General features: G+C 66.5%; 19 protein-coding genes. 11 read left to right on the top strand and 8 right to left on the bottom strand.

From position 1 onward, the window contains the following. The first annotated feature begins 13 nt into the window (after positions 1-13). The 4 genes from ACQR1H_RS10375 to ACQR1H_RS10390 are packed head-to-tail and all read left to right on the top strand — an operon-like array spanning position 14 to position 3,876. Positions 14-973 (top strand): ABC transporter permease, encoded by a 960-nt coding sequence (locus ACQR1H_RS10375; RefSeq protein ID WP_316177308.1) that lies wholly within the window; start codon positions 14-16, stop codon positions 971-973. Continuing rightward, entirely contained in the window at positions 939-1,880 is a 942-nt protein-coding gene (locus ACQR1H_RS10380; RefSeq protein ID WP_434846218.1) for an ABC transporter permease, read from the top strand. The genes ACQR1H_RS10375 and ACQR1H_RS10380 overlap by 35 nt, the downstream gene beginning before the upstream one ends. Next, positions 1,880-2,878 carry an ABC transporter ATP-binding protein gene (locus tag ACQR1H_RS10385; protein ID WP_315804760.1) on the top strand — a complete coding sequence of 333 codons (999 nt, stop codon included), beginning with the start codon at positions 1,880-1,882 and terminating at the stop codon, positions 2,876-2,878. Before ACQR1H_RS10380 ends, ACQR1H_RS10385 begins: the two co-directional genes overlap by 1 nt. Next, positions 2,878-3,876: an ABC transporter ATP-binding protein gene (locus ACQR1H_RS10390; RefSeq protein WP_434848571.1), complete on the top strand. Its 999-nt coding sequence runs from the start codon at positions 2,878-2,880 to the stop codon at positions 3,874-3,876. Before ACQR1H_RS10385 ends, ACQR1H_RS10390 begins: the two co-directional genes overlap by 1 nt. Before the next feature lie 16 nt (positions 3,877-3,892). On the opposite strand, the gene ACQR1H_RS10395 is transcribed toward ACQR1H_RS10390, so the two are convergent. Continuing rightward, complete coding sequence (locus ACQR1H_RS10395) at positions 3,893-5,878, bottom strand: cache domain-containing protein (protein WP_315804762.1); 1,986 nt, start codon at positions 5,876-5,878, stop codon at positions 3,893-3,895. Positions 5,879-6,043: 165 nt separating this feature from the next. After that, complete coding sequence (locus tag ACQR1H_RS10400) at positions 6,044-7,900, bottom strand: feruloyl-CoA synthase (RefSeq protein ID WP_434907508.1); 1,857 nt, start codon at positions 7,898-7,900, stop codon at positions 6,044-6,046. Between the two features lie 300 nt (positions 7,901-8,200). Between ACQR1H_RS10400 and ACQR1H_RS10405 the strand changes: the two genes are divergently transcribed. After that, complete coding sequence (locus ACQR1H_RS10405) at positions 8,201-8,680, top strand: MarR family winged helix-turn-helix transcriptional regulator (protein ID WP_434907509.1); 480 nt, start codon at positions 8,201-8,203, stop codon at positions 8,678-8,680. Between the two features lie 164 nt (positions 8,681-8,844). Here ACQR1H_RS10405 and ACQR1H_RS10410 read toward each other — a convergent pair whose 3' ends face one another. Further along, positions 8,845-11,724 (bottom strand): EAL domain-containing protein, encoded by a 2,880-nt coding sequence (locus tag ACQR1H_RS10410; protein WP_434873351.1) that lies wholly within the window; start codon positions 11,722-11,724, stop codon positions 8,845-8,847. Positions 11,725-11,893: 169 nt separating this feature from the next. Then, on the bottom strand, positions 11,894-12,892 hold the full coding sequence (locus ACQR1H_RS10415) for an NAD(P)H-quinone oxidoreductase (RefSeq protein ID WP_316216497.1): 999 nt from the start codon (positions 12,890-12,892) through the stop codon (positions 11,894-11,896). An 86-nt stretch (positions 12,893-12,978) separates the two neighbouring features. Between ACQR1H_RS10415 and ACQR1H_RS10420 the strand changes: the two genes are divergently transcribed. Together ACQR1H_RS10420 and ACQR1H_RS10425 are read left to right on the top strand one after the other, a co-directional pair. Next, positions 12,979-13,170, top strand: a complete 192-nt coding sequence (locus ACQR1H_RS10420; protein WP_315713892.1) for a DUF1192 domain-containing protein — start codon at positions 12,979-12,981, stop codon at positions 13,168-13,170. A gap of 614 nt (positions 13,171-13,784) precedes the next feature. Continuing rightward, complete coding sequence (locus ACQR1H_RS10425; protein WP_315713893.1) at positions 13,785-14,297, top strand: DUF1465 family protein; 513 nt, start codon at positions 13,785-13,787, stop codon at positions 14,295-14,297. Between the two features lie 158 nt (positions 14,298-14,455). Here the strand turns inward: ACQR1H_RS10425 and rpmE are convergent, their stop codons facing one another. Then, the gene (gene rpmE / locus ACQR1H_RS10430; protein WP_012046762.1) at positions 14,456-14,683 is read right to left on the bottom strand and encodes a 50S ribosomal protein L31; all 228 of its coding nucleotides are present in this window, start codon (positions 14,681-14,683) and stop codon (positions 14,456-14,458) included. A gap of 223 nt (positions 14,684-14,906) precedes the next feature. On the opposite strand from rpmE, the gene ACQR1H_RS10435 reads away from it, so the two are divergent. Further along, positions 14,907-16,763: an ABC transporter ATP-binding protein/permease gene (locus ACQR1H_RS10435; protein WP_434873350.1), complete on the top strand. Its 1,857-nt coding sequence runs from the start codon at positions 14,907-14,909 to the stop codon at positions 16,761-16,763. A gap of 143 nt (positions 16,764-16,906) precedes the next feature. Continuing rightward, positions 16,907-17,107: a hypothetical protein gene (locus ACQR1H_RS10440; RefSeq protein WP_006614616.1), complete on the top strand. Its 201-nt coding sequence runs from the start codon at positions 16,907-16,909 to the stop codon at positions 17,105-17,107. Between the two features lie 200 nt (positions 17,108-17,307). Here ACQR1H_RS10440 and ACQR1H_RS10445 read toward each other — a convergent pair whose 3' ends face one another. Genes ACQR1H_RS10445 through ACQR1H_RS10455 form a run of 3 tightly spaced genes read right to left on the bottom strand, consistent with a single transcriptional unit; the run spans position 17,308 to position 19,826 of the window. After that, on the bottom strand, positions 17,308-17,757 hold the full coding sequence (locus tag ACQR1H_RS10445; protein ID WP_315804769.1) for a GNAT family N-acetyltransferase: 450 nt from the start codon (positions 17,755-17,757) through the stop codon (positions 17,308-17,310). After that, positions 17,754-18,782 (bottom strand): peptidoglycan -binding protein, encoded by a 1,029-nt coding sequence (locus ACQR1H_RS10450; protein WP_315804770.1) that lies wholly within the window; start codon positions 18,780-18,782, stop codon positions 17,754-17,756. The genes ACQR1H_RS10445 and ACQR1H_RS10450 overlap by 4 nt, the downstream gene beginning before the upstream one ends. Positions 18,783-18,836: 54 nt before the next feature. Continuing rightward, positions 18,837-19,826 carry a flagellar motor protein MotA gene (locus ACQR1H_RS10455; RefSeq protein WP_315804771.1) on the bottom strand — a complete coding sequence of 330 codons (990 nt, stop codon included), beginning with the start codon at positions 19,824-19,826 and terminating at the stop codon, positions 18,837-18,839. 181 nt (positions 19,827-20,007) lie between these two features. Between ACQR1H_RS10455 and ACQR1H_RS10460 the strand changes: the two genes are divergently transcribed. Together ACQR1H_RS10460 and ACQR1H_RS10465 are read left to right on the top strand one after the other, a co-directional pair. Beyond that, positions 20,008-20,823: a DUF1295 domain-containing protein gene (locus tag ACQR1H_RS10460; RefSeq protein WP_434907510.1), complete on the top strand. Its 816-nt coding sequence runs from the start codon at positions 20,008-20,010 to the stop codon at positions 20,821-20,823. Continuing rightward, positions 20,820-21,848 carry an SAM-dependent methyltransferase gene (locus ACQR1H_RS10465; protein ID WP_434907511.1) on the top strand — a complete coding sequence of 343 codons (1,029 nt, stop codon included), beginning with the start codon at positions 20,820-20,822 and terminating at the stop codon, positions 21,846-21,848. The genes ACQR1H_RS10460 and ACQR1H_RS10465 overlap by 4 nt, the downstream gene beginning before the upstream one ends. The last annotated feature ends 186 nt before the right edge of the window (positions 21,849-22,034 follow it).

A 22,034-nucleotide genomic window follows, 5' to 3' on the forward strand; every position in this document is an offset into this window, starting at 1 on the left:
GAGAGGCTGAGCGATGGGAAACTACCTCCTCAGGCGCCTCATCGTCGCGGTGCCGAGCCTGCTCGGCATCAGCGTCATCCTGTTCGTGCTGCTGGCGCTCGCACCGGGCGATCCGTTCGGCGAGCTCGCGAGCAACCCGAACATTCCCCCGGAGGTCCGCGAGGCGCTGCGCGTCAAGTTCGGCATGGATGACCCGATCATGGTGCGCTACTTCCACTGGCTGATTGCGATGATGCATGGCGACTGGGGCTTCTCCTTCGCCAGCCGCGTCAACGTCGACACACTGATCCTGCAGCGCATTCCGGCTACGCTCTACGTGGTCGGAACCGCTCAGCTCCTCGCGCTGATCGTGGCGATTCCGGTCGGCGTGCTTGCAGCACGCCGGCCCTATTCGATCTTCGACCAGATCGCCAACACCTTCGCCTTCATCGGCTTCTCGCTGCCGACCTTCTTTACCGGGCTGCTGCTGATCCTGATCTTCAGCGTCAATCTCGGCTGGCTGCCATTCGTCTATCGTGCCGACATCCAGGCCACGGGGTGGATGTGGTGGTGGGAAAACTTCAAGCAGGCGGTGATGCCGGTTACCGTGCTCGGCCTCTACCAGGCCGCGTCGTATACGCGCTACGTGCGTTCGGCCGTGCTCGACGTCATCAAGCTCGATTACGTCACGACGGCGCGCTCCAAGGGGCTCGACGAGAGCAAGGTCATTGTCAAGCACGTGGTGCGCAACGCGCTGATTCCGGTGGTGACGCTGGTGGCGCTGCAGATGCCGACTGTGTTCGGCGGCGCTATCGTCACCGAGCAGATATTCCGCATTCCCGGCATCGGCTCGCTCCTGATCAGCGCGATCCTCGCGAACGATACGCCCGTCATCATGGCGGTGACCTTCGTGTTCGCCTGCCTCGTCGTCCTATTCAACCTTATCGCCGATATCCTGTATGGCTGGCTTGACCCACGCATCTCCTTCCGTTGAGACGGCGCTCGCGCCGGCTTCGACGAAACGCCGCTTCTCGCCCGGACGAGATGCGGTCAGGCGCTTCCTGCGCCATCGCCTCGCGGCTGTCAGCATCGTCGTGCTGGCGCTGCTGGCGCTCGCGATCGTCGTTGGCCCGTGGATCTGGCGCGTGCCGATCAACGAGATCGATTTCACCGCGCGGCTCGCGGCGCCGTCCTGGGACCATCCGTTCGGCACCGATGATCTCGGCCAGGATCTTCTCGCCCGCATGATCTATGGCGGCCGCATCTCGCTCGCGGTCGGCTTTGCGGCGATGGCGGTCGGCCTGTTCGTCGGCGTCGTCATCGGCGCCATTGCCGGCAACTCCAAGGGGCCGGTCGATGCCGCGCTGATGTGGCTGACCGACCTGTTCCTGTCGCTGCCGCAGCTGCCGTTGCTGCTGCTCGTGATCTATCTGTTCCGCGACCTGCTGAAGGGCCTCGTCGGGCCGGAGGGCGGCACCTTCGTCCTGATCGTGCTCGTGATCGGCGGCTTCCGCTGGATGCCGGTGGCGCGTCTGGTGCGCGCCCAGTTCCTGTCGCTGCGCGAGAAGGAGTTCGTCGAGGCCGCGCGCGCGCTCGGCGCCTCCAACGCCCGTCTCGTCGTCCGCCACATCCTGCCGAACGCGCTGGGACCCGTGATCGTCGCCGGCACCATCGACGTCGCGGCGGCGATCATCGCGGAATCGACGTTGTCGTTCCTCGGTCTCGGCTTCCCGCCGGACATTCCGACCTGGGGCCGGCTGCTGTTCGACGCCAAGGACTATCTCGACATCGCGCCGCATTGGGCGCTGTTCGCCGGCGGCGCGATCTTCCTCACGGTCATCGCGATCAACTTCATCGGCGATGGCCTGCGCGATGCGCTCGATCCGCGGAAGGTGATGTGATGGACGCGCGCGTGGCTCCGCTGCTCGAGATCAAGGGGCTGAAGACCTATTTCAACACCGACGAGGGCGAGGTCCAGGCCGTCGACGGCGTCGACATCTCGATCGGCAGCGGCGAGACCCTGTGCGTGGTCGGCGAGTCCGGCTCCGGCAAGACCGTCACCGCGATGTCGGTGCTGAAGCTGATCGCGATGCCGCCCGGCCGCATCGCCGGGGGCCAGATCCTGTGGCAGGGTCGTGACCTGGTGTCGCTCGGCTCGTCCGAGATGAACAAGATCCGCGCCAGCGAGATCGCGATCGTGTTCCAGGAGCCGATGACCTCGCTCAACCCGGTCTACACCGTCGGCGATCAGATCGCGGAGGTGATCCGGCTGCATCAGGGCCTGTCCAAGAAGGCGGCGATGGATCGGGCGGCGGAGATGCTGGCGCTGGTGCAGATCCCCAATCCGAAAGCCCGCGTGCACGATTATCCGCATCACTTCTCCGGCGGCATGCGCCAGCGGGTGATGATCGCGATGGCGCTGTCGTGCAACCCGAAGCTCCTGATCGCCGACGAGCCGACCACCGCGCTCGACGTCACGATCCAGGCGCAGATCCTCGATCTGCTGCTCGACATGAAGGAGCGGCTCGGCATGTCGATCATGCTGATCACCCACGCGATGGGCGTCGTCGCCGAGGTCGCCCAGCGCGTCGTGGTGATGTATGCGGGCCGGGTGGCCGAGGAGGCGCCGGTCGATCGTCTGTTCGCCAATCCGCGCCATCCCTACACGCAGGGCCTGATCCGCTCGATCCCGCGCATCGATCTCGACGCGGTCAGGAAGAGCCGGCTGGAGAGCATTCCCGGCAGCGTGCCGAAGCTGGTCAATCCGCCGGAGGGCTGCCGCTTCGCCTCGCGCTGCCGCTTCGCCATTCCCGATTGCAGGACCGCGCAGCCTCTGCTGCGCGAGATCGAGCCCGGCCACAAGGTGGCGTGCATCCGCGCCGAAGAGACGTTACTGTGATGACCGAAGCTGCCATTGCCACGCCCGCCGCACCCGCGCCGCTGCTCAGCGTACGCAACCTGACCAAGGCGTTCCCGATCCGGGGTGGGCTCTTGAAGCGCCAGATCGGCAGCGTGCGCGCGGTGGACGGCGTCAACTTCGACATCGAGCCGAGCGAGACCTTCGGCCTCGTCGGCGAGTCCGGCTGCGGCAAGTCGACCACCGGGCGCTGCGTGCTCAGGCTGATCGAGCCAAGCTCGGGCGAGCTGAATTTCGAAGGCAAGGACGTCATCGCGCTGTCCGGCGAAGGCCTGCGCGCGCTCCGCCGCGACATCCAGATCATCTTCCAGGACCCCTATGCCTCGCTCAACCCGCGCATGACCATCGGCGCCATCATCGGCGAGGCGCTGACGATCCACGGGCTGGCGACTTCACGCCAGCAATACGAGGCGCGCATCGTTCATCTCTTGGAGACCGTCGGCCTGCAGGCCGACCACATGACGCGCTATCCGCACGAGTTCTCTGGCGGCCAGCGACAGCGTATCGGCATTGCGCGTGCGATCGCGGTCGAGCCCAAGCTGATCATCTGCGACGAGCCGGTGTCGGCGCTCGACGTTTCGATCCAGGCCCAGGTCATCAACCTGCTCGAGGACCTGCAGCAGAAGTTCGGCATCGCCTATCTGTTCGTCGCGCACGACCTCTCGGTCGTCGAGCACATCAGCCGCCGCGTCGCGGTGATGTATCTCGGCCGCATCGTCGAGACCGCGCCGTCACGCCAGCTCTATTCGGCGCCGAAACATCCCTACACGGAAGCGCTGTTGTCGGCAGTGCCGATCCCGGACCCGAGCATCAAGCGCAAGCGCGTGCGGCTCAAGGGCGAGGTGCCGAGCCCGATCAATCCACCATCGGGCTGTCACTTTCACACCCGCTGCCCGATCGCCAAGGACGTCTGCAGCAAGGAAGTGCCGCCATTGAAGGCGAGCGCCGAGGGGCATCTCGTCGCCTGCCATTTCCGTTGAGGCGGAGGTCGGCGCGCTACGCCGCCTGACGGTCCGAGACCAGCGCCGTCAGCCGCGCCGATTGCTCCGGGTTCAGTGCGAACTGCACCAGCGCGGTGCGGTCGCCGACGCGGGTCACGGTCCCCGGCAGATCGGACACCATGCCGGTGATGGCAAGCGTCACCGACGTGTTCATCGTCAGACGAACCGGAACGGCTTCGAGCAGGGCGCCGCCGAGCGAGAGGTTGCGCACGGTGACGGGGATCGCTTCGCCGTTCACCTGCAGCGTGCCCGGGCGATTGATGTTGAGCCGCGTCGACAGCCGGCGGTCGACGTCGGCTGTCGAGGTCCGGATCACCCGCACCAGCTCGGTGCGCAGCCGCTGCACCTTGTCGGCGACAACAGTCGAGCCGTCGCGGATGTCGGTCGAGCGCCGGCCGGCCTCGCTGGCCTCGCGCGAGACCTCGGCGATCTGGCTCGCGACCTCGCGCGCGGCGGCGGACGTCTCTTCGACTGTGCGCGAAATCTCGATGGTCACACCGTTCTGCGCCTGGATCGCATCGGCAATGCCGGAGGATACAGCTTCGACGTTGCGGATGACTTCGCCGATCGCCCCGATCGAGGTCACCGAGGCGCGCGTCGAGTCCTGAATCTCGGCAATCTGCTGCGCGATCTCGCTGGTCGCCTTGGCGGTCTGCTCGGCGAGCGATTTGACCTCGGAGGCGACGACCGCAAAGCCACGGCCGGCATCGCCGGCCCGGGCGGCCTCGATGGTGGCGTTCAGCGCCAGCAGATTGGTCTGGCCGGCGATCTCGCTGATCAGACTGGTCACGGCGCCGACCTTGTCGGCGGCCTCCGACAGCTTCGCGATGGTGGCCTGGGCGTCGGACGAGGCGGCGACGGCCTTGCGCGTGAGCTCGCGCGACGAGCTGACCTGGCTGGAGATCTGCGAGATCGAGGCGGCGAGCTGGGCGGACGCCTTGGCGACCGTCTGGGTGGTGGCGAGAGCCTGCTCGGCCGCCGCCGCAACGCTGCTCGAGTTGCGCTCCAGCGTCAGCGCACTGTCGGTCATCGACTTGGCATTGTCGGCCATGTGGCCGGTGCCCTGCGCGACCTCGCCGACCGCGTTGCTGGCGGCCTGCTCGACGGCTTCGGCCATCTCCTGCAGCGCCCTGGTCTTGATGCGTTCGGCGACCTGGCGCTGCTCGTCTTCGAGCATCGCGGTCTGCCGCGCCTTCTCTTCGGTCTTCTGCCTGAACTGCTCGATCGAGCGCGCCATGTCGCCGAGCTCGTCGCTGCGGTTCTGACCCGGCAGCTTGATGTCGAAGTTTCCGTTGCCGAGCTCGGTCAGCGCGCCGCTCATCGCGGCCAGCGCCGATGACATCCGCCGCGCGATGATCAGCGTGATCGATCCGATGATCAGCATCACCAGCATGGCGGCAATGAACACGCTGCGCTTGCTCTCCCACATCTGGGCTTCGAGATCGTCGACATAGACACCGGTGCCGATGATCCAGCCCCAGGGCTCGAAGCCGGCGACATAGGACATCTTCGGCTGCGGCGCATCCTTGCCGGGCTTCGGCCACATGTAGTCGACGACGCCGGCGCCCTGACGCTTGACGACATCGACCATTTCGACGAACAGCCGCTTGCCGGTCGGGTCCTTGTTGTCAGCGAGGTTCTGGCCATTCAGCTCCGGCTTGATCGGATGCATGACCATCTTCGGACCCATGTCGTTGATCCAGAAGTAGTCGCCGCTGCCGTAGCGCAGCTTGCCGATCCGCTCGGCCGCCTTCTTCTGCGCGACCTCGGGCGCCACCTTGTCGCGCGCGATCGCGTCATATTCCTCGCGGGCGATGCTGACTGCCGTCTGTGCCAGATGGCTCAGCTCGCTCTGCCGCTGATCCTTGAGAGCGGTCTCGAGGTTCTGGCTCTGCGTTGCGGCGAGCCCGACCAGTCCACAGAATGACAGGCCGATGATCGCGTAGATGCGGAGGGCGAGAGAGAAACGCGGCTTGGCCATGGGGCGGTCCGGACAAATGAGGGAGCTAGATGCAAGCCATTTTAAGGATTCGCAGTTGATGCCCGGTTAAGTGTGACTGGTAGCTAATTGCCGTATTCGCGGGGCGTTTCCGTAATTATACGTGCGACATTTTGTGAGTGAGTCGAGTAGTCGTGTAGTTCCGGATCAGGACATGTCGGGCCTGATCAGCTCGGTCGCGGTTTCATCCTTCAGTCGTGCGACCAGATCGGCGCGGCGGCTGAGCACCGCGCGCTGGTTGATATAGCCCTTGTCGGTGATCTCGCCGGCATCGAGCAAGGGCGGCTCCGCCATCAACAGCGCACGGGTCGCGTAGCGCGACGAGCCGACCGCCTCAGTGCGAAGCCTGGCCAATCCTCGCGCGATGGCGGTGCGCACCGACGGATGCGCCAGAACGTCGCTGGCCGGGACCGTCTCGGCCAGCCCAGCAGCGCTGCGGCAGGCTGCGATGTTGGGCACGACGAGAAAGTGCACCTCGTCGGTGCCGTGGCCGGCGATCACGATATCCTGCGCCAATGGTGCCAGCGCCGCGATGCCGGCGACGCGTAGCGCGCCGACGTTCACCCATGTCCCGGAGCTCAGCTTGAAATCCTCGGTGATGCGGCCGTCGAAGAACAGGCCGCGCTCCGGGTGCTCGGGATCGGCGAGCTTCACCGCGTCGCCGATCCTGTAGAAGCCCTCCTCGTCGAAAGCCGCGGTCGTGATCTCGGGCGCCTTCCAATAGCCGGGCATCACGTTCGGCCCGCGCACGCGGACCTCCAGCTTCTCGCCGGTCGGCACCAGCTTGAGCTCTGTGCCGGGGATGGGCACGCCGATGTTGCCGGCGCGCTCGGCGAAGAAGTGGCAGTCGGTCGCGAGCGGCGATGTCTCAGTGGCGCCCCACGCCGACACCAGCGGTGCAGGACGGCCGATCGTGGCCCGGCTCATCTCATTGAGCGCATCCCACAGATTTTGCGGCAGGGCCGCGGCCGCATAGAGGATGCACCTCACGCCGGAGAAAAATCTGCGGCGCAGATCGTCATCGGACCTGAGTGCCGCGACCAGCATGTCGAAGCCGCGCGGCACGTTGAAATAGATCGTCGGCACCAGGCTGCGTAGATTGGCGAGCGACGTCTCGAACAGGCCGGGCGCCGGCCTGCCGCTGTCGATGTAGATCGACCCGCCGTGGCTCAGCACCAGGTTGAAATTGTGGTTGGCGCCGAAGGCGTGACTCCATGGCAGCCAGTCGACGATGACGGGGCCGCCCTCGACCTCGCGCAGGAACGTCCATAGCTGCGCCTTGGCCTGCTGGCTCATGGTCAGCATCCGGTGCGTGTTGATCACCGCTTTCGGCTGCCCGGTCGAGCCCGAGGTGAACAGCAGCTTGGCCACCGTGTCCGGCGTGACCGCGGCGAAGGCGCGGTCGACCTCGGCGCCTGGCTTCGTCGCGAGCAGGGTCTGCAGCGGCACCGCGCTCGTTCCATCGCCATCGCCGGCGATGATCGTTGCCCGATGCAGGCCATCGACGGCCGCGAGCGCGCGCGCGAACGGCTCGCGCTGCGCGACGAAGATGGCGCCTGGATCGAGCAGACGGATCATCGCACGCAGCTTCTCGTGATCCGTCGACATCAGCGAATAGGCCGGCGAGATCGCGCAGACGGGGACACCGACATGTTGCGCGGCGAGCGCCAGCACGGCATGGGCGATGCTATTGTCGGAGAGGATCGCGAGCGGACGCTCGGGACCCAGGCCCTGGGCGAGCATCCAGGCCGCGGCGGCGCGGACCTGCATCAATGTTTCGCCGTAGGTGAGCCAGGTCCAGTTGTCGCCACGGCGTTCGGCCAGGAACGTGCGATCCGGGAAATGGCGGCCCCAATGCTCCAGCCATTCGCCGGTGCAGCGCGCGGCCGGCTGCAGCGGCATGCGCGAGCGCAGGATGATCGTGCCGTCGTCGCGCCTGACAGCCTCGATCGACGGCTCGGCGAACATCGCAGGCTCGGAGGCGCGGCGTTCTGCATCAGCCATGGCGTGTCTCCGGGCTGCGGGAGGTGATCGCGGAAGCCGCAATGCGGGAGGAGGCGGGGAGGGAGGATGCCGCGCGGCAGGCGCCGCGATCGGGTGCCATCTGCCGCCGCATTGCGGTCGCAATGCAGGCAGCCGTCGTCGTCTTTGACGGCATGCGTTTCCCTCCCATGGTGTAGTCGTTGAGCGCGAGACTAACAGAATGGTTGTACTTTGCAATTATTGTGGATGTGACCAATTGGGGCGGCTTGCCCTGGCGACGGCATCGGTCTAGGCAGGGATGCTTCATGTCAGCGAGCCAGCATGCCCAAGAGCGCGAGCGCCGGAGCGCAGCGAGACGCAACCAGCCGGGAGTCCGGGATCGGTCTCGGTGAGCTCGAGAACCATCTCGGCTATTTCGTCCGCCGCCTGCAGCACTGGATCTTCCGCGACGTCAACGCTGCGCTCGCAACGATCGACCTCGACGTCATCCTCTATTCGATCCTGGAGACGATCGCCGCCAATCCCGGCGCCGCGCAGATCGCGATCGCCGGCGCGCTGGGCATCGAGCGCGCGCGCATGGTCGCGCTGCTCGACGACCTGCAGCAGGCCGGCCTGATCGTGCGCGAACGCTCCGCGCACGACCGCAGGGCCCATGCGCTCGGCCTGACGCCGCGTGGCCGCCTGATCCTGAAGAAGGCCAATGCCCTGGTCGCGGCGCACGAGAAGCGGGTGGCATGCCGGCTCGGTGCCGACAATTATCGCCGCGCGCTCACGGCGCTGTCGCAGTTCGAGACGGACTAGGCTCGTCGCGAACGGGCCAGGTCGCGAGCCTTCTGCCCCGCAAGCACGCATTGGTCATCACTCACACGGCACCCTTTACGCGGTACCGTGGTAACTCTACCTCAAACGAAGCAAAAGGAAAGATACATCCTGAGGCTGTCGCCACCCCGGATGCATTGCGGCCCTCAGCTCGCCGCTTCCAGCCGCTCTTCGGTCAGCAGCCGCATCGCGGCATCGGCATCCATCGGCTCGCCGAAGGCGTAGCCCTGGGCGTATTCGCAGCCGAGCTGGTAGAGCTCGACGGCATCGGAGTCGGTCTCCGCGCCTTCGGCCACCACGTCCATGCCGAGGTCGTGCGCCAGCGCGATGATCGATTTGAGGATCACGGGACGGGTGCCGCGCGCCGTGGTGCGCACGAACGACTGATCGATCTTCAAGGTATCGAACGGGAAGCGCTGCAGATAGGCCAGCGACGAATGGCCGGTGCCGAAATCGTCGATCGACAGGCCGACGCCGAGCTCGCGGATGCGCGCCAGCATCTGCGCGGCGTGCTCGGGGTTTTCCATCACGAGCGATTCCGTCAGCTCGATCTTGAGCGAGCCGCGTGCCACCGACGAGCGCGCCAGCACCGAGCGGATGTCGTGGATCAGGTCGTGGCGGAGCAGCTGGCGCGAGGAGACGTTGACGCTGGCGAAGATCGGCTCGCGCAGCCGCGTCGCGCGCTGCCACACCGAGAGCTGCCGCGCGGTCTGGTCGAGCACGAAGGTGCCGAGATCGACGATCAGGCCGATTTCTTCCGCGATGGTGATGAACTCGATCGGCGACATCCGGCCGAGCTTGGGGTGATCCCAGCGCGCGAGCGCCTCGAAGCCGGCGACCGAGCGATCCTCCAGCCGCACGATCGGCTGGTACAGGATCGTGATCTCCTGGCGCTCGATCGAGCGGCGCAGCTCGCTCTCCAGCGTCAGGCGGTCGTTCTTGCGCGCGCGCATCGCCGGCTTGTAGACGTCGATGCGGTCGCCGCCGATGCGCTTGGAGTGATACATCGCAAGCTCGGCATCCTTGATGATGTCCTCCGACAGCTGCGTCTGCGGATCGGACAGTGCGAGCCCGATCGAGGCGGTCAGGAAGATCTCGCGCTCGTTGAAGGCGATCGGCGCGCGGATGGTCTTGCGGATGGTCTCGGCGAACGCGGTGATGCGGGCGGGGTCCTGCTCCGACAAGAGGATCAGGCCGAACTGATCGCCGGCCAGCCGCGCCAGCGTGTCCTGGGGCTTGAGGATGCGCGACAGCCGCCGCGCCAGGGTCAGCAGGATGGAATCGCCGACCGCGATGCCGACGGAGTCGTTGACCTGCTTGAAGCGGTCGAGATCGATCACCATCAGGGTCGGCCGCATGGCCGGCATCGACTTGGCGAAATTGGCGACGGCGGCAAGACGATCGATGAACAGCTTGCGGTTGGGCAGGCCGGTCAGGTTGTCGTGCACGCTGTCGTGGAGCAGGCGCTCCTCGGCATTCTTGAACTCGGTCACGTCCGTCAAGGTGCCGACCACGCGCGAGACCTCGCCGTCCGAGCCGACCACGGGCCGCGCCTTCAGCGCGAACCACATGAAATGGCCGTCGGGGGTGCGCAATCGGAAGTCCTGCACCAGGCGGCCGCGGCGCTGGTCGAGCACGCTGTCGAGCGCGGCGCGGAAGCGGTCCTGGTCGAGCGGATGCAGCACCTCGAGCCATTTGGCCGCCGGGCCTTCGAGCGTGCCGCGCTTGAGGCCGAGCAGGCTCTCGGTCTCCGGGCTGGTGAACACCTTGTCGGCGGAGACGTCCCAGTCCCAGATCAAATCGCCGGAGCCGGCCAGCGCCAGCGCGCGGCGTTCGACGTCGGAGACGATGCCGGTGGTGGCGCCGCCGCCGGCGAAGGCATGCTGCATCACCGTGAAGCCGATCAGCATCACGATCAGCACGAGGCCGCCGAGCAAAGCCGGACCGACGATGTCGTTGGTGACCTGGCCCGCGACCGTCATGCCGGCGGCGGCGACCCACACCGTGAGCAGGAACCAGGTCGGGATCAGCAGCACCGCGCGGTCGAAGCCGTGGCTGGAGAGATAGACGATCAGCGCAAAGCCGAGCACGGCGATCAGCAGCAGCGACATGCGCGCGATGCCCGAGGCCACCGCCGGGTCGAACAGCGCCACTGCGACCAGCGACCCTAAGAAGAACAGCCAGCCCAGCGTGATGTGCGAGTAGCGAACGTGCCATCGCGACAGGTTGAGATAGGCGAACAGGAACACCAGCAGGGTCGCGGCGAGGATCGCCTCGCCGGCCGCGCGCCAGACGCGCTCGGCATTGTTCGACATGTCCAGGACCTTGCCCCAGAAGCCGAAATCGACGCCGATATAGACCAGCACCGCCCAGGCCAGCGCCGCGGCCGCCGGAAACATGATGCTGCCCTTGACCACGAACAGGATCGTGAGAACGAGGGCGAGAAGTCCGGAGATGCCGATCACGATGCCCTGGTACAGCGTGAACGAGTTGACCTTGTCCTTGTAGGCCTCGGGCTCCCACAGATAGAGCTGCGGCAGCTTGTCAGTGCGCAGCTCGGCCACGAAGGTGACGACCGAGCCCGGATCGAGGGTGACGCGGAAGACGTCGGCGGTCGGGCTCTCCTGCCGCTCCGGCAGGTCGCCGACCGAGGGCGTGATGGTGGCGATGCGCGACAGGCCGAGATCGGGCCACAACACGCCGGAGCCGACCACGCGGTAGTGCGGTGCCACGATCAGGCGGTCGAGCTGGTCGTCGGTGTTGTTGGCCAGCGCGAACACGATCCAGTTCTGGCCGCCCTCGCGGGCCCGCACCTCGATGCGGCGGACGATGCCGTCGGTGCCGGGCGCGGTCGAGACCTGGATGCGGTCGTTCTCGCTGCGCTGATGATCGAGGATGCCCGTGAGGTCGATCGCAGGCGCGTCGCTGCGAACGCTGACGGCGTCAACGGCCTGAGCGGGGGCAACGGCACCACACATCACGAGGCCCAGCGCCGCCAACGACGCGAGGCACCTGATCAGACGCAATGTCAAATCTCCGCGTTCGACACCAATCCAAAGCGAAACAAGCCAAATCGAAAGAGGTCGTCGCCGGGCTAATTGGAGCCGTTCCAGGCACGGTTCAGATGTGCGCGATCATTGGCACGAAAGCGAGGAGAATCAAAGAGTTTCCAAACACGCTCTGTTTAGACTGCGCCTAGATTTCCAACACAATTTTGCCAATATGTTGGCTGGTCTCCATGCGTGCATGCGCTTTCGCGGCGTCCACGAGGGGAAAGGTCGAGTCCATCAGCGGCTTGATGCGGCCCTCGCGCAGGAACGGCATCACCTTGGCCTCGATCGCCGCCACCATCGCCGCCTTGTCGGCGTTGCTGCGCGGGCGCAGCGTGGATCCGGTATGGGTCAGGCGCTTCACCATCAGCTTGACGAAATTGACTGACGCCTTGGGGCTGGCGAGGAAGGCGATCTGGACGATACGGCCATCGATCGCCGCGGCGTCGTAGTTGCGCTCGATGTAGTCGCCGCCGACCATGTCCAGGATGACGTCGGCACCCTTGCCGCCAGTCGCCTCCTTGACCACGGCGACGAAGTCCTCCGTCTTGTAGTTGATAGCTCTGATGGCGCCGAGCTTGACGCAGGCGTCGGCCTTGTCCTGCGAGCCGACGGTGACCAGCACCTTGGCGCCGAATGCCGTGGCGAGCTGGATCGCCATGGTGCCGATGCCCGAAGAGCCGCCATGGATCAGCAGGGTCTCACCCGCCTTCAGACCGCCGCGCTCGAATACGTTGTGCCAGACCGTCATCAGGGTCTCGGGCAGGGCGCCGGCCTCCAGAATGGAGAGTGAGGAGGGGACCGCCATCGCCTGCGCGTCTTGTGCGATGCAATATTGCGCATAGCCGCCGCCGGCGACCAGGGACATCACGGTGTCGCCGAGCTTGTGCCGGACCGCGCCCTCGCCGAGCGCCACGACCTCCCCGGCCACTTCCAGCCCGGGCAGGTCACTGGCGCCGGGCGGCGGCGGGTAGCTGCCGGAGCGCTGGGCGACGTCGGGACGGTTAACGCCGGCGGCCTTCACCTTGATCAGGATCTCGCCGGGGCCCGGCTTGGGGAGGTGCCGGGTTTCCGGCTTGAGCACCTCGGGTCCGCCCGGCTGGCTGATGGCGACCACGGTCATTTGCGCGGGCAGCTGTTCCATGAGAAATCCTTCGGCGAGGGCTGAAAGCGATGCTGCCGCGTGCTTAAGCCAGCCGGGGCATGGCTGGCAACCGGGAGGAGGTTGAGATGGCCAACGAGGACGACGATCGGCCGCGCAAGGCCGTTTCGCACGAGATCGGGCAGGATCTGTCGATGCTGTCGGTCGAGGAACTGACCAGCCGGGTGGCGCTGCTCCGCGCCGAGATCGAGCGCATCGAACAGGCGGTGGCGAAAAAGCGCGCCTCGCGTGATGCCGCCGCCAGCATCTTCAAGTCGTGAGCCTCGCGGCCGTGGAAACACGGTCGGCCAGTGGCCGACATAGCTAACGAAGATTGAAAAATTTTCGCCATTTACGGTTGATTAAGCTTTCGCGTTTACAACCGGAACCGTCCTCGTTTGGACACCGAGTGGCTCCTGTCCACTCTGTTTGACGCCTCCCTGTTATCAACTTCAAAGCCGCCGGAAACGGCGGCTCTTTTTTTTGCGCCCGCACCGAGCGGGGCGAACCGGGCGGTCGCCCGTGGCGCGCTCCCCCATGCGCAGGCGGCGATCGTGGAACGAACGTCGTGCCGGCTCATTACGCCCGTGCCGGTCTTCGGTCGCCAGCAGGTCACGCGCGAAAATCCCGTGCGCCGCGGCAGGCGTGACGATCCTCGTTCGACGACTGCAAACTATTGCCGTGATCATGGTTGCTAGTTGAGCTGATCGTGCGACTCGGCCGCGATCGGCCGTGTTGCAGTCGCAAGTGGTACGAGGGCACGGCATGGCCCACGCCGTGGAAACCATAAAAGGCGTTGCTGCTGGACTCTCGAAACCGGCCGCGCAATGATTTGTTCATCATACCGGCGACGTTGCCGGGTTGCGTAAACAGTCGCGTTTAAGAGGCGTTAACCATGTCGGACCGTTTGCTGGGCGATGGCGCTCTGGTTCAGTTCAACGAGCGGCTCACCAATTCTGCTGCATTCGGCGCGCTGTTCCGGGAAGGCATGGATCTGGTCGAGGAGACCGCCGCCTATCTCGATGGCGACGGCCGCAACGAGGCCAAGGCGCTCGACCGCGCCGTCAGCCTGACCTACGCCACCGAGAGCATGCGCCTCACCACCCGCCTGATGCAGCTGGCGTCCTGGCTGCTCCTGCACCGCGCGGTGAAGGAAGGCGAGATGACCCTGAGCCAGGCCAACCGCGAGAAGACCAAGGTCAAGCTCACCGCCGCAGATCCCGGGCCGGATGATCTGCTGGAGAAGCTGCCGCAGCAGCTGCAGAGCCTGATCTCGCGCTCGATGAGCCTGCAGGTGCGGGTCCGCCGCCTCGACTCGACCATTCATTCCCCGCCGCCGGACCAGAGCGCGATCGGCAATCCGCTGGTGCCGCATCTCAACCGGCTGAAGGCCGCGTTCGAGCAGTAGGCCGCGGCATCGGGCGGCCCTGCCGGGCCGCTCGCCTCACCCGGAGGTCTCGTTGCGTCCAGCCCAGAAACAAAAACGCCCCCGTGTCCGGGGGCGTTTTGCTGTGAGCTGTCCATGGGCGCAGGCCAGGATGGCCGGTGCCGAGGGCCCAGGAAGGATCAATCCTTCTTGAGGAAGCCCTGGAACTTCTTCTGGAAGCGCGAGACGCGGCCGCCGCGATCCATGATCTGCTGGGTGCCGCCGGTCCAGGCCGGGTGCGACTTGGGGTCGATGTCGAGGTTGAGCTTGTCGCCCTCTTTGCCCCAGGTCGAGCGGGTCTGGTACTCGGTGCCATCGGTCATCACGACCGTAATCGTATGATAATTCGGGTGAATGTCGGCTTTCATGGCTGATCCTGCGGCACGATGCGAGGACATGATGCGGCGCGGCCGCGCCTGATCCTGTCGTCACTGAAGGGGGACAATTGGCCGGCTCTATAGCCCAAGGTTCTGCCCAAAACAAGCCAAGGTCGCGGTTGAACACCTTGGTACGTTTCCGGATTTGCCAAGCCCGGCCCGGCAGGCCTATCAGGACGGCAGATCGGTATTTGGAAGAATTCTCAGGTGGCCCATGAGCGCAGTGGAACGGCTTGACGAACGGCAGGGCGCTGCCCCAGGGCAGGATCCGGTCGGAGATGCCGTTGCGGCCGTCGAGGCATTGGCCGAGCCGGCAAGCCCTGTGCGGCGCTCGAAGCTGCGCCCGCTGCTGGCGCTGTCTCCCTATGTCCTGCGCTATCGCGGCCGCGCCCTCCTGGCGCTGATCGCGCTCACGGTCGCGGCCCTGACCACGCTGCTGGTGCCGATCGCGGTCCGCCGCATGATCGATTTCGGCTTCACGCCGAAGGGCATCGAGCTGATCAACAGCTATTTCAGCGTCATGATCGCCGTCGTGGCGGTGCTCGCGCTGGCAAGCGCGGCCCGCTACTACCTCGTCATGACGATCGGCGAGCGCATCGTCGCCGATCTCCGGCGCGACGTGTTCGCGCATCTGATGTCGCTGTCGCCGTCCTTCTTCGATTCCGCCCGCTCCGGCGAGCTGGTGTCGCGGCTCACCGCCGACACCACCCAGATCAAATCGGCGGCGGGGGCCTCCGTGTCCATCGCGCTGCGCAATCTGCTGCTGTTCATCGGCGCCACCGCGATGATGGTGATCACGAGCCCGAAGCTGTCCGGCTTCGTGCTGCTGGCGATCCCGCTGATCGTGCTGCCGCTGGTGGCGTTCGGGCGCTGGGTCCGGCGGCTGTCGCGAAACGCCCAGGACACGCTCGCCGACGCCTCGGCCTATGCGTCCGAGCTGATCGGCTCGATCAGGACCGTGCAGGCCTATACCAGCGAGAAGCTCGCCGCGGCGCGTTTCGGCGGCGAGGTCGAGCAGGCCTACGAGGCGGCGCGGGTCTCGACCCAGGCGCGCGGCGTGCTCACCGCGATCATCATTTTCATCGTCTTCTCCAGCGTGGTCGCGATCCTCTGGGTCGGCTCGCACGACGTGCTGACCGGCGCGATCAGCGCCGGCCGGCTCGGTCAGTTCGTGCTCTACGCGGCCTTTGCCGCCGCCGGCCTCGGCCAGCTCTCGGAAGTCTGGGGCGAAGTGTCGGCGGCGTCCGGCGCGGCCGAGCGGCTGTTCGAGCTGTTGCATGTGCAGCCGGAGATCACGGCGCCCGCGCAGCCGCGCCCGATGCCGGAGCCGGCGCGTGGCGACCTCGGCTTCGACCACGTCAGCTTCGCCTATCCGAGCCGCCCCGACGTCCGCGTCCTCGATGACGTCTCGTTTGCGATCCGCGCCGGTGAGAAGGTTGCGATCGTCGGCCCGTCCGGCGCCGGCAAGAGCACGCTGTTCCATCTTTTGCTGCGCTTCTACGATCCCGCCTCCGGCTCGATCTCGTGCGACGGCGTGCCGGTGCGCGCGGCCGATCCGCGCAAGATGCGCGAGCGCATCGCGCTGGTGCCGCAGGAATCCGTGGTGTTCGCGACAAGCGCGCGCGAGAACATCCGCTTCGGCCGGCCCGAGGCGACCGACGCCGAGGTCGAGCGCGCGGCCGATCTCGCTCATGCCAGCGAATTCATCCGCCGCCTGCCGAACGGCTTCGACACCTCGCTCGGCGAGCGCGGCGTCACGCTCTCGGGCGGCCAGCGCCAGCGCATCGCGATCGCGCGCGCCATCCTGCGCGATGCGCCGCTGCTGCTGCTCGACGAGGCGACCTCTGCACTCGACGCCGAGAGCGAGACGCTGGTGCAGACCGCGCTCGAGGGGCTGATGAAGGACCGGACCACGCTGGTGATCGCGCATCGCCTTGCGACGGTGCTCTCCTGCGACCGCATCCTGGTCATGGATCGCGGCCGTATCGTCGAGCAGGGCACCCATACGTCGCTGGTTGCGGCCAACGGCCTCTATGCGCGGCTGGCCCGGCTGCAGTTCGAGGGCGTGTAGTTTCGGCCACACCGTGGATGAGCGGCAACACTCTCGGAATTCTTGTTCCCGACCCTGCAACCTTTCTCCCGCTTTATACGTTCCCTGCCGGAACAGATGGCGCGCCGTCCTGCTGCGCGCCCAACCGCACAGGAGCAACGCGCATGCCTTATCGTCGTGGCAGTTTTGCCCTCACCCCACCCTCGTTCGTCATCTTCGCGATCGCGCTGGTGCTCGCGCTCGTCGCGATGCTCGCGCACTACATGCACGCGTCGGTGCCGCTGCTGTCGGCAGCGCACGCCTTCGATGCGCTGGCGATTGCCTTCGTGGTGCTGACCATCGGCGTGCTGTTCCGCGGCGTGTAGTTGCTGGCCACCCCACACTCGGTGTCGCCCCTGCGAAAGCAGGGGCCCATAACCCCAGCCCGATATTTGACGGGCAAATGCCCGTGGCCGCGTCCTTCAAAACGTCTGCTGCGGAGTATGGGTGCCGGATCTGCCCTTGCTGCGCCCGGTCGTTCGGGACGACACCGTTGATGTGACCGTGATGCGGCCCGTCGCGGCGACTAAGGCGTCCACGCCATCCGCAGCACGGGACGGCCCGAGGTCGGGTTGACGTCCTCGCCGGCATCGACGAAGCCGTTGCGCCTGTAGAAGCTGATCGCGCGAGCGTTATCCTTGTTGACCAGCAGCGTGATGCCTCCAGGAGATTTCTGCTTGGCGGCATCGACCAGCTGCGTGGCGAGCGGCGAGCCCCAATGTTGGGGCGAGACCACGAGCTGATCGAGATAGCCTGTTGCGTCGATCGTCACGAAGCCGGCGAGCGTCCCCTCCGTCTCGGCGACGATCACCTCTGCGTTCGGCACCAGCTCATTGCGCCAGCGCTCGCGCCACCACGGTACGCGCGCGGCAAAATCGATGGCGGGATAGGCGAGCTGCCACGTCTCCTGCCACAGCGCGATCGCCGCGTCCTCGTCCTCGGCGCGATAGGGGCGGAGGGTGGAGTTCGACGTCACCGCTCCGTCAGCTTCAGCTCGATACGCCGGTTGCGGCGGAACGCTTCCTCGGTGTTTGCAGGATCCAGCGGCTGGAATTCGGCGAAGCCCGCCGCGACCAGGCGCTGGGCCGGTACGCCGAGCGAGATCAGATATTGCACCACCGAGATGGCGCGCGCCGAGGACAATTCCCAGTTCGACTTGAACACCGGGCTGTTGATCGGACGAACGTCGGTGTGGCCGTCGACCCGCAGCACCCAGGAGATCTCTGCGGGGATCTGCTTGTCGAGGTCGACCAGCGCGGTCGCCACCGAGTTCAGCTCCTGCTGGCCCTCGGGCAGCAGGGTGGCCTGTCCGGTGTCGAAGAACACCTCCGACTGGAACACGAAGCGGTCGCCGACGACGCGGATGTCGGGACGGTTGCCGAGGATGGCGCGCAGCCGGCCGAAGAACTCCGAGCGGTACCGGGTCAGCTCCTGCACCCGCTGTGCCAGCGCGACGTTGAGGCGCGAGCCGAGATCGGCGATGCGGCTCTGCGATTCCTTGTCGCGCTTCTCCGAGGCATCGAGCGCATCCTCGAGCGCGGCGAGCTGGCGGCGCAGCGCGCTGATCTGCTGGTTGAGCACCTCGATCTGGGCCAGCGCCCGCGCCGTGACCTGCTTCTCGGAGTCGAGCGCCCGGTTGAGCTCGTTGGCGCGGCCGGCGGCATTGCTGCCGGCATTGGCGAGCCCGTCATAGAGGCCCTTGACGCGGTCGCGCTCGGCCTCGGCGTTCGCGAGCCCGGCGCGCAGCTGCGCAACCTGGTCGTCCAGCGAGAGCTTGCCGAGCTTCTCCAGGGACAGCATCTCGTTGAGCTGCGCGATCTTGGCGTTCAGCTGCTCCAGCGCCTTGTCCTTGCCGGTGACCTCCTGCGACAGGAAGAACTGCACCACCAGGAACACGGTCAGCAGGAACACGATCGACAGCACCAGCGTCGACAGCGCGTCAACGAAGCCCGGCCAGTAGTTGAGGCCGGAATCTCCGCGGCGGGTACGGGCAAGCGCCATTCAGCGTCTCCTAGCTCGTCTAGTAGTTCGGCCTGGGCCGGCCGACGGAGCAGCTCAACTCTTCTCCGTCTGCCGCGCCAGCCGCTCCAGCAGCCGCTTGATCTCGCGGTTCTGCTCGCCCTGGCCGTCGGCCCATTCGCGGATCATCTGCTGCTCGGTGCGCATGTGCCCGACCAGGCCCTGGATCGCCTCGGCGAGGTTGGCCATCGCCGCGGTGGCGCCGCGGTTGGAGCCTTCTTCCATGGCGGTGCGCAGCCGCTCGATGGCAACCGAGAGGTCGGCACCGGTGTCGCCGCTGCCGCCATATTCCCGCACGGTGCCGGCGAGCCAGTCCTCCAGGTCGGTATAGAAGCGGTTCTGCGCCTGGCTCGATTGCAGGTCGAGGAAGCCGAGGATCAGCGAGCCGGCGAGGCCGAACAGCGAGGACGAGAACGAGATGCCCATGCCGCCCAGCGGCGCGGCAAGGCCGCCCTTCAGCGTGTCGAACAGCGCACCGGCGTCGCCGCCGACCTTCAGCCCTTCGATAACCTTGCCGACCGAGCCGACCGTCTCGATCAGGCCCCAGAACGTGCCGAGCAGGCCCAGGAACACCAGAAGGCCGGTCATGTAGCGCGAGATGTCGCGGGCCTCGTCCAGCCGGGTCGCGATCGAGTCGAGCAGATGGCGCATGGTCTGCTGTGAGATCGACATCCGCCCGGAGCGCTCGCGGCCGAGAATGGCCGCCATCGGCGCCAGCAGGACCGGGTGGCGAGGCACCGCCAGGCCGGGATCGGCGATGCGGAAATTGTTGACCCAGGACACTTCCGGATAAAGCCGGACCACCTGTCGGAACGACAGGATGACGCCGATCAGCAGCACCGCCCCGATCAGGGCGTTGAGGCCGGGATTGGCGAAGAACGCCATGACGATCTGCTTGTAGAGCACGACGCCGACCAGGGCGCACAGCACCAGGAAGACCAGCATCCGCACCAGGAAGATCCGGGGCGTGGACAGCTTGGTCCGTTCGACGTCCATCGCGGAGCGGGAGGGGGAGCCTTGAGGCATTGTCGATGACATCCGTTGCGGGGACCGGTCCCTGAAATCCACTATGGCACAGCAGCAGCGGGAAAAAAGCCGCGATCGGCGCAATCCCGTCCCCTGCGCGGAACTATGGCTGAAACCGGCGGGCATCCGCGGCGTAGTTAGTCCCGTGGCTCATATCTAGCGGGAACGCCCTGGCTTTGTCATGACCGTCGTTGAATATCTGCAAGCGCTGCTGGCGATGGCCGTGGCGATGTCGGTGCTGATGGGGCTCGCCTGGGTCGTGCAGCAGCGCAGCGGCAACTCCGGCTGGGTCGACGCGATCTGGACGTTTTCCGTCGGGCTGGTCGGCGCTGTCGGCGCGATCTGGCCCGCCGGCGGCGCCGCCCCCAACGCGCGGCAATGGCTGGTCGCGGTGCTGGTAGCGGTCTGGGCGCTGCGGCTCGGCGGCCATGTTGCGGCGCGCAGCCGCGGCATCTCCGACGACCCGCGCTATGCGGAGTTTGCCCGGCAATGGGGCGCGGCCGCACCGCGAAAGATGTTCCTGTTCCTGCAGCAGCAGGCCTGGGGCTCGATCCCGCTGGTGTTCGCGATGTTCGTCGCCGCCCATGCGCCGGCCGCCGAGCTGCGGCTGCAGGACTATCTCGGCATCCTCGTGCTGTTCGCAGGGATCGCCGGCGAGGGCGTCGCCGACGCTCAGCTCAAGGCGTTCCGTGCCGATCCCGCCAACAAGGGCAAGGTGTGCGACGTCGGCCTGTGGCGCTGGTCGCGCCATCCCAACTATTTCTTCGAATGGGTGTGCTGGCTGTCCTACCCGGTCATCGCGCTGTCGTTCGACCACCCGTGGGGCTTCGCCAGCCTGCTCGCGCCGCTGTTCATGTACTGGATCCTGGTCCACGTCACCGGCATCCCGCCGCTGGAGCAGCAGATGCTGCGCTCGCGCGGCGATCGCTACCGGGCCTACCAGGCGCGCACCAGCGCGTTCTTTCCCCTGCCGCCCCGCAACGGAGCCACAGCATGAGCTTCATCTCGACCATCATCGGCGCCGCCGAGCGTGTGCCGCTGCCCGATGCCGTCATACGCTCGGCGATCTCCGAATTGTGCGCGCGCACGGCGGCGCGGCTCGGCGGGGCCGATGCGATGGGCGACGCAGAGTTCGCCCGCCTGCTGACGACGCGGCCGATCGCCGAGCATACCGACGCGGCGAACAGCCAGCACTACGAGGTGCCGGCGGCGTTCTTCGCCCGCGTGCTCGGGCCGAACCGCAAATATTCCTGCTGCTTCTACAAGGAGCCGGTCTCGACCCTGCAGGAGGCGGAGGAGGAGGCGCTGCGCCAGACGGTGGCCAATGCCGATCTGCAGGACGGCCAGAGCATTCTGGAGCTCGGCTGCGGCTGGGGCTCGCTGTCGCTGTTCATGGCCCGGCAGTTCCCGCGTGCGAAGATCACGGCGGTCTCCAACTCACATTCGCAGCGCCGCGCGATCGAGGAGATGGCGGCCGCGCGCGGCCTGCTCAATTTGCGGGTCGTCACCGCCGACATGAACGGGTTCGCTCCCGACGCGCGGTTCGATCGCATCGTCTCGGTGGAGATGTTCGAGCACATGATGAACTGGCGCGAGCTGCTGTCGCGGGTCCGGGCATGGCTCCTGCCGGATGGCCGGCTGTTCATGCACATCTTCACCCATCGCATCGCATCCTACCTGTTCGACCGCAACGATCGCGAGGATTGGATCGCGCAGCACTTCTTCACCGGCGGCATCATGCCGAGCCACGGGCTGATCCGGCAGTACGACGATCTGTTCGCGGTCGAGAAAGAATGGCGTTGGAGCGGCGCGCATTATCAGCGCACGGCGCGGGACTGGCTCGCCAATTTCGACGCCGACCGCGACCGCATCCTGCAGGTGCTGCAGCCCGTCTATGGCGACGACGCGACGCTTTGGATGCGCCGCTGGCGCTGGTTCTTCCTCGCCACCGCGGGTCTGTTCGGCCATGACGAAGGCCGCGAATGGGGCGTCAGCCATTACCGTCTGCGGCCGGCCAACTAATTTGTTCGCTGCGGCGGGATGCCGCAGCGCCGTCATGGGATTCGCGTTTCGCTCTGCGGAACCTGCCCGGAACTTGTTGCCACAAAGCGCTCACAATCAGGTGAGTCGCGAAAAAGCTAAATCTATCAGCTACGTAGTTCGTGTGACATCAAGCCGCCCAGGTTCCGCGTTGCGTCGCAGCAGCTG

It is taken from the genome of Bradyrhizobium sp. HKCCYLRH2015 (assembly GCF_051168215.1).
Classification (GTDB): Bacteria; Pseudomonadota; Alphaproteobacteria; order Rhizobiales; family Xanthobacteraceae; genus Bradyrhizobium.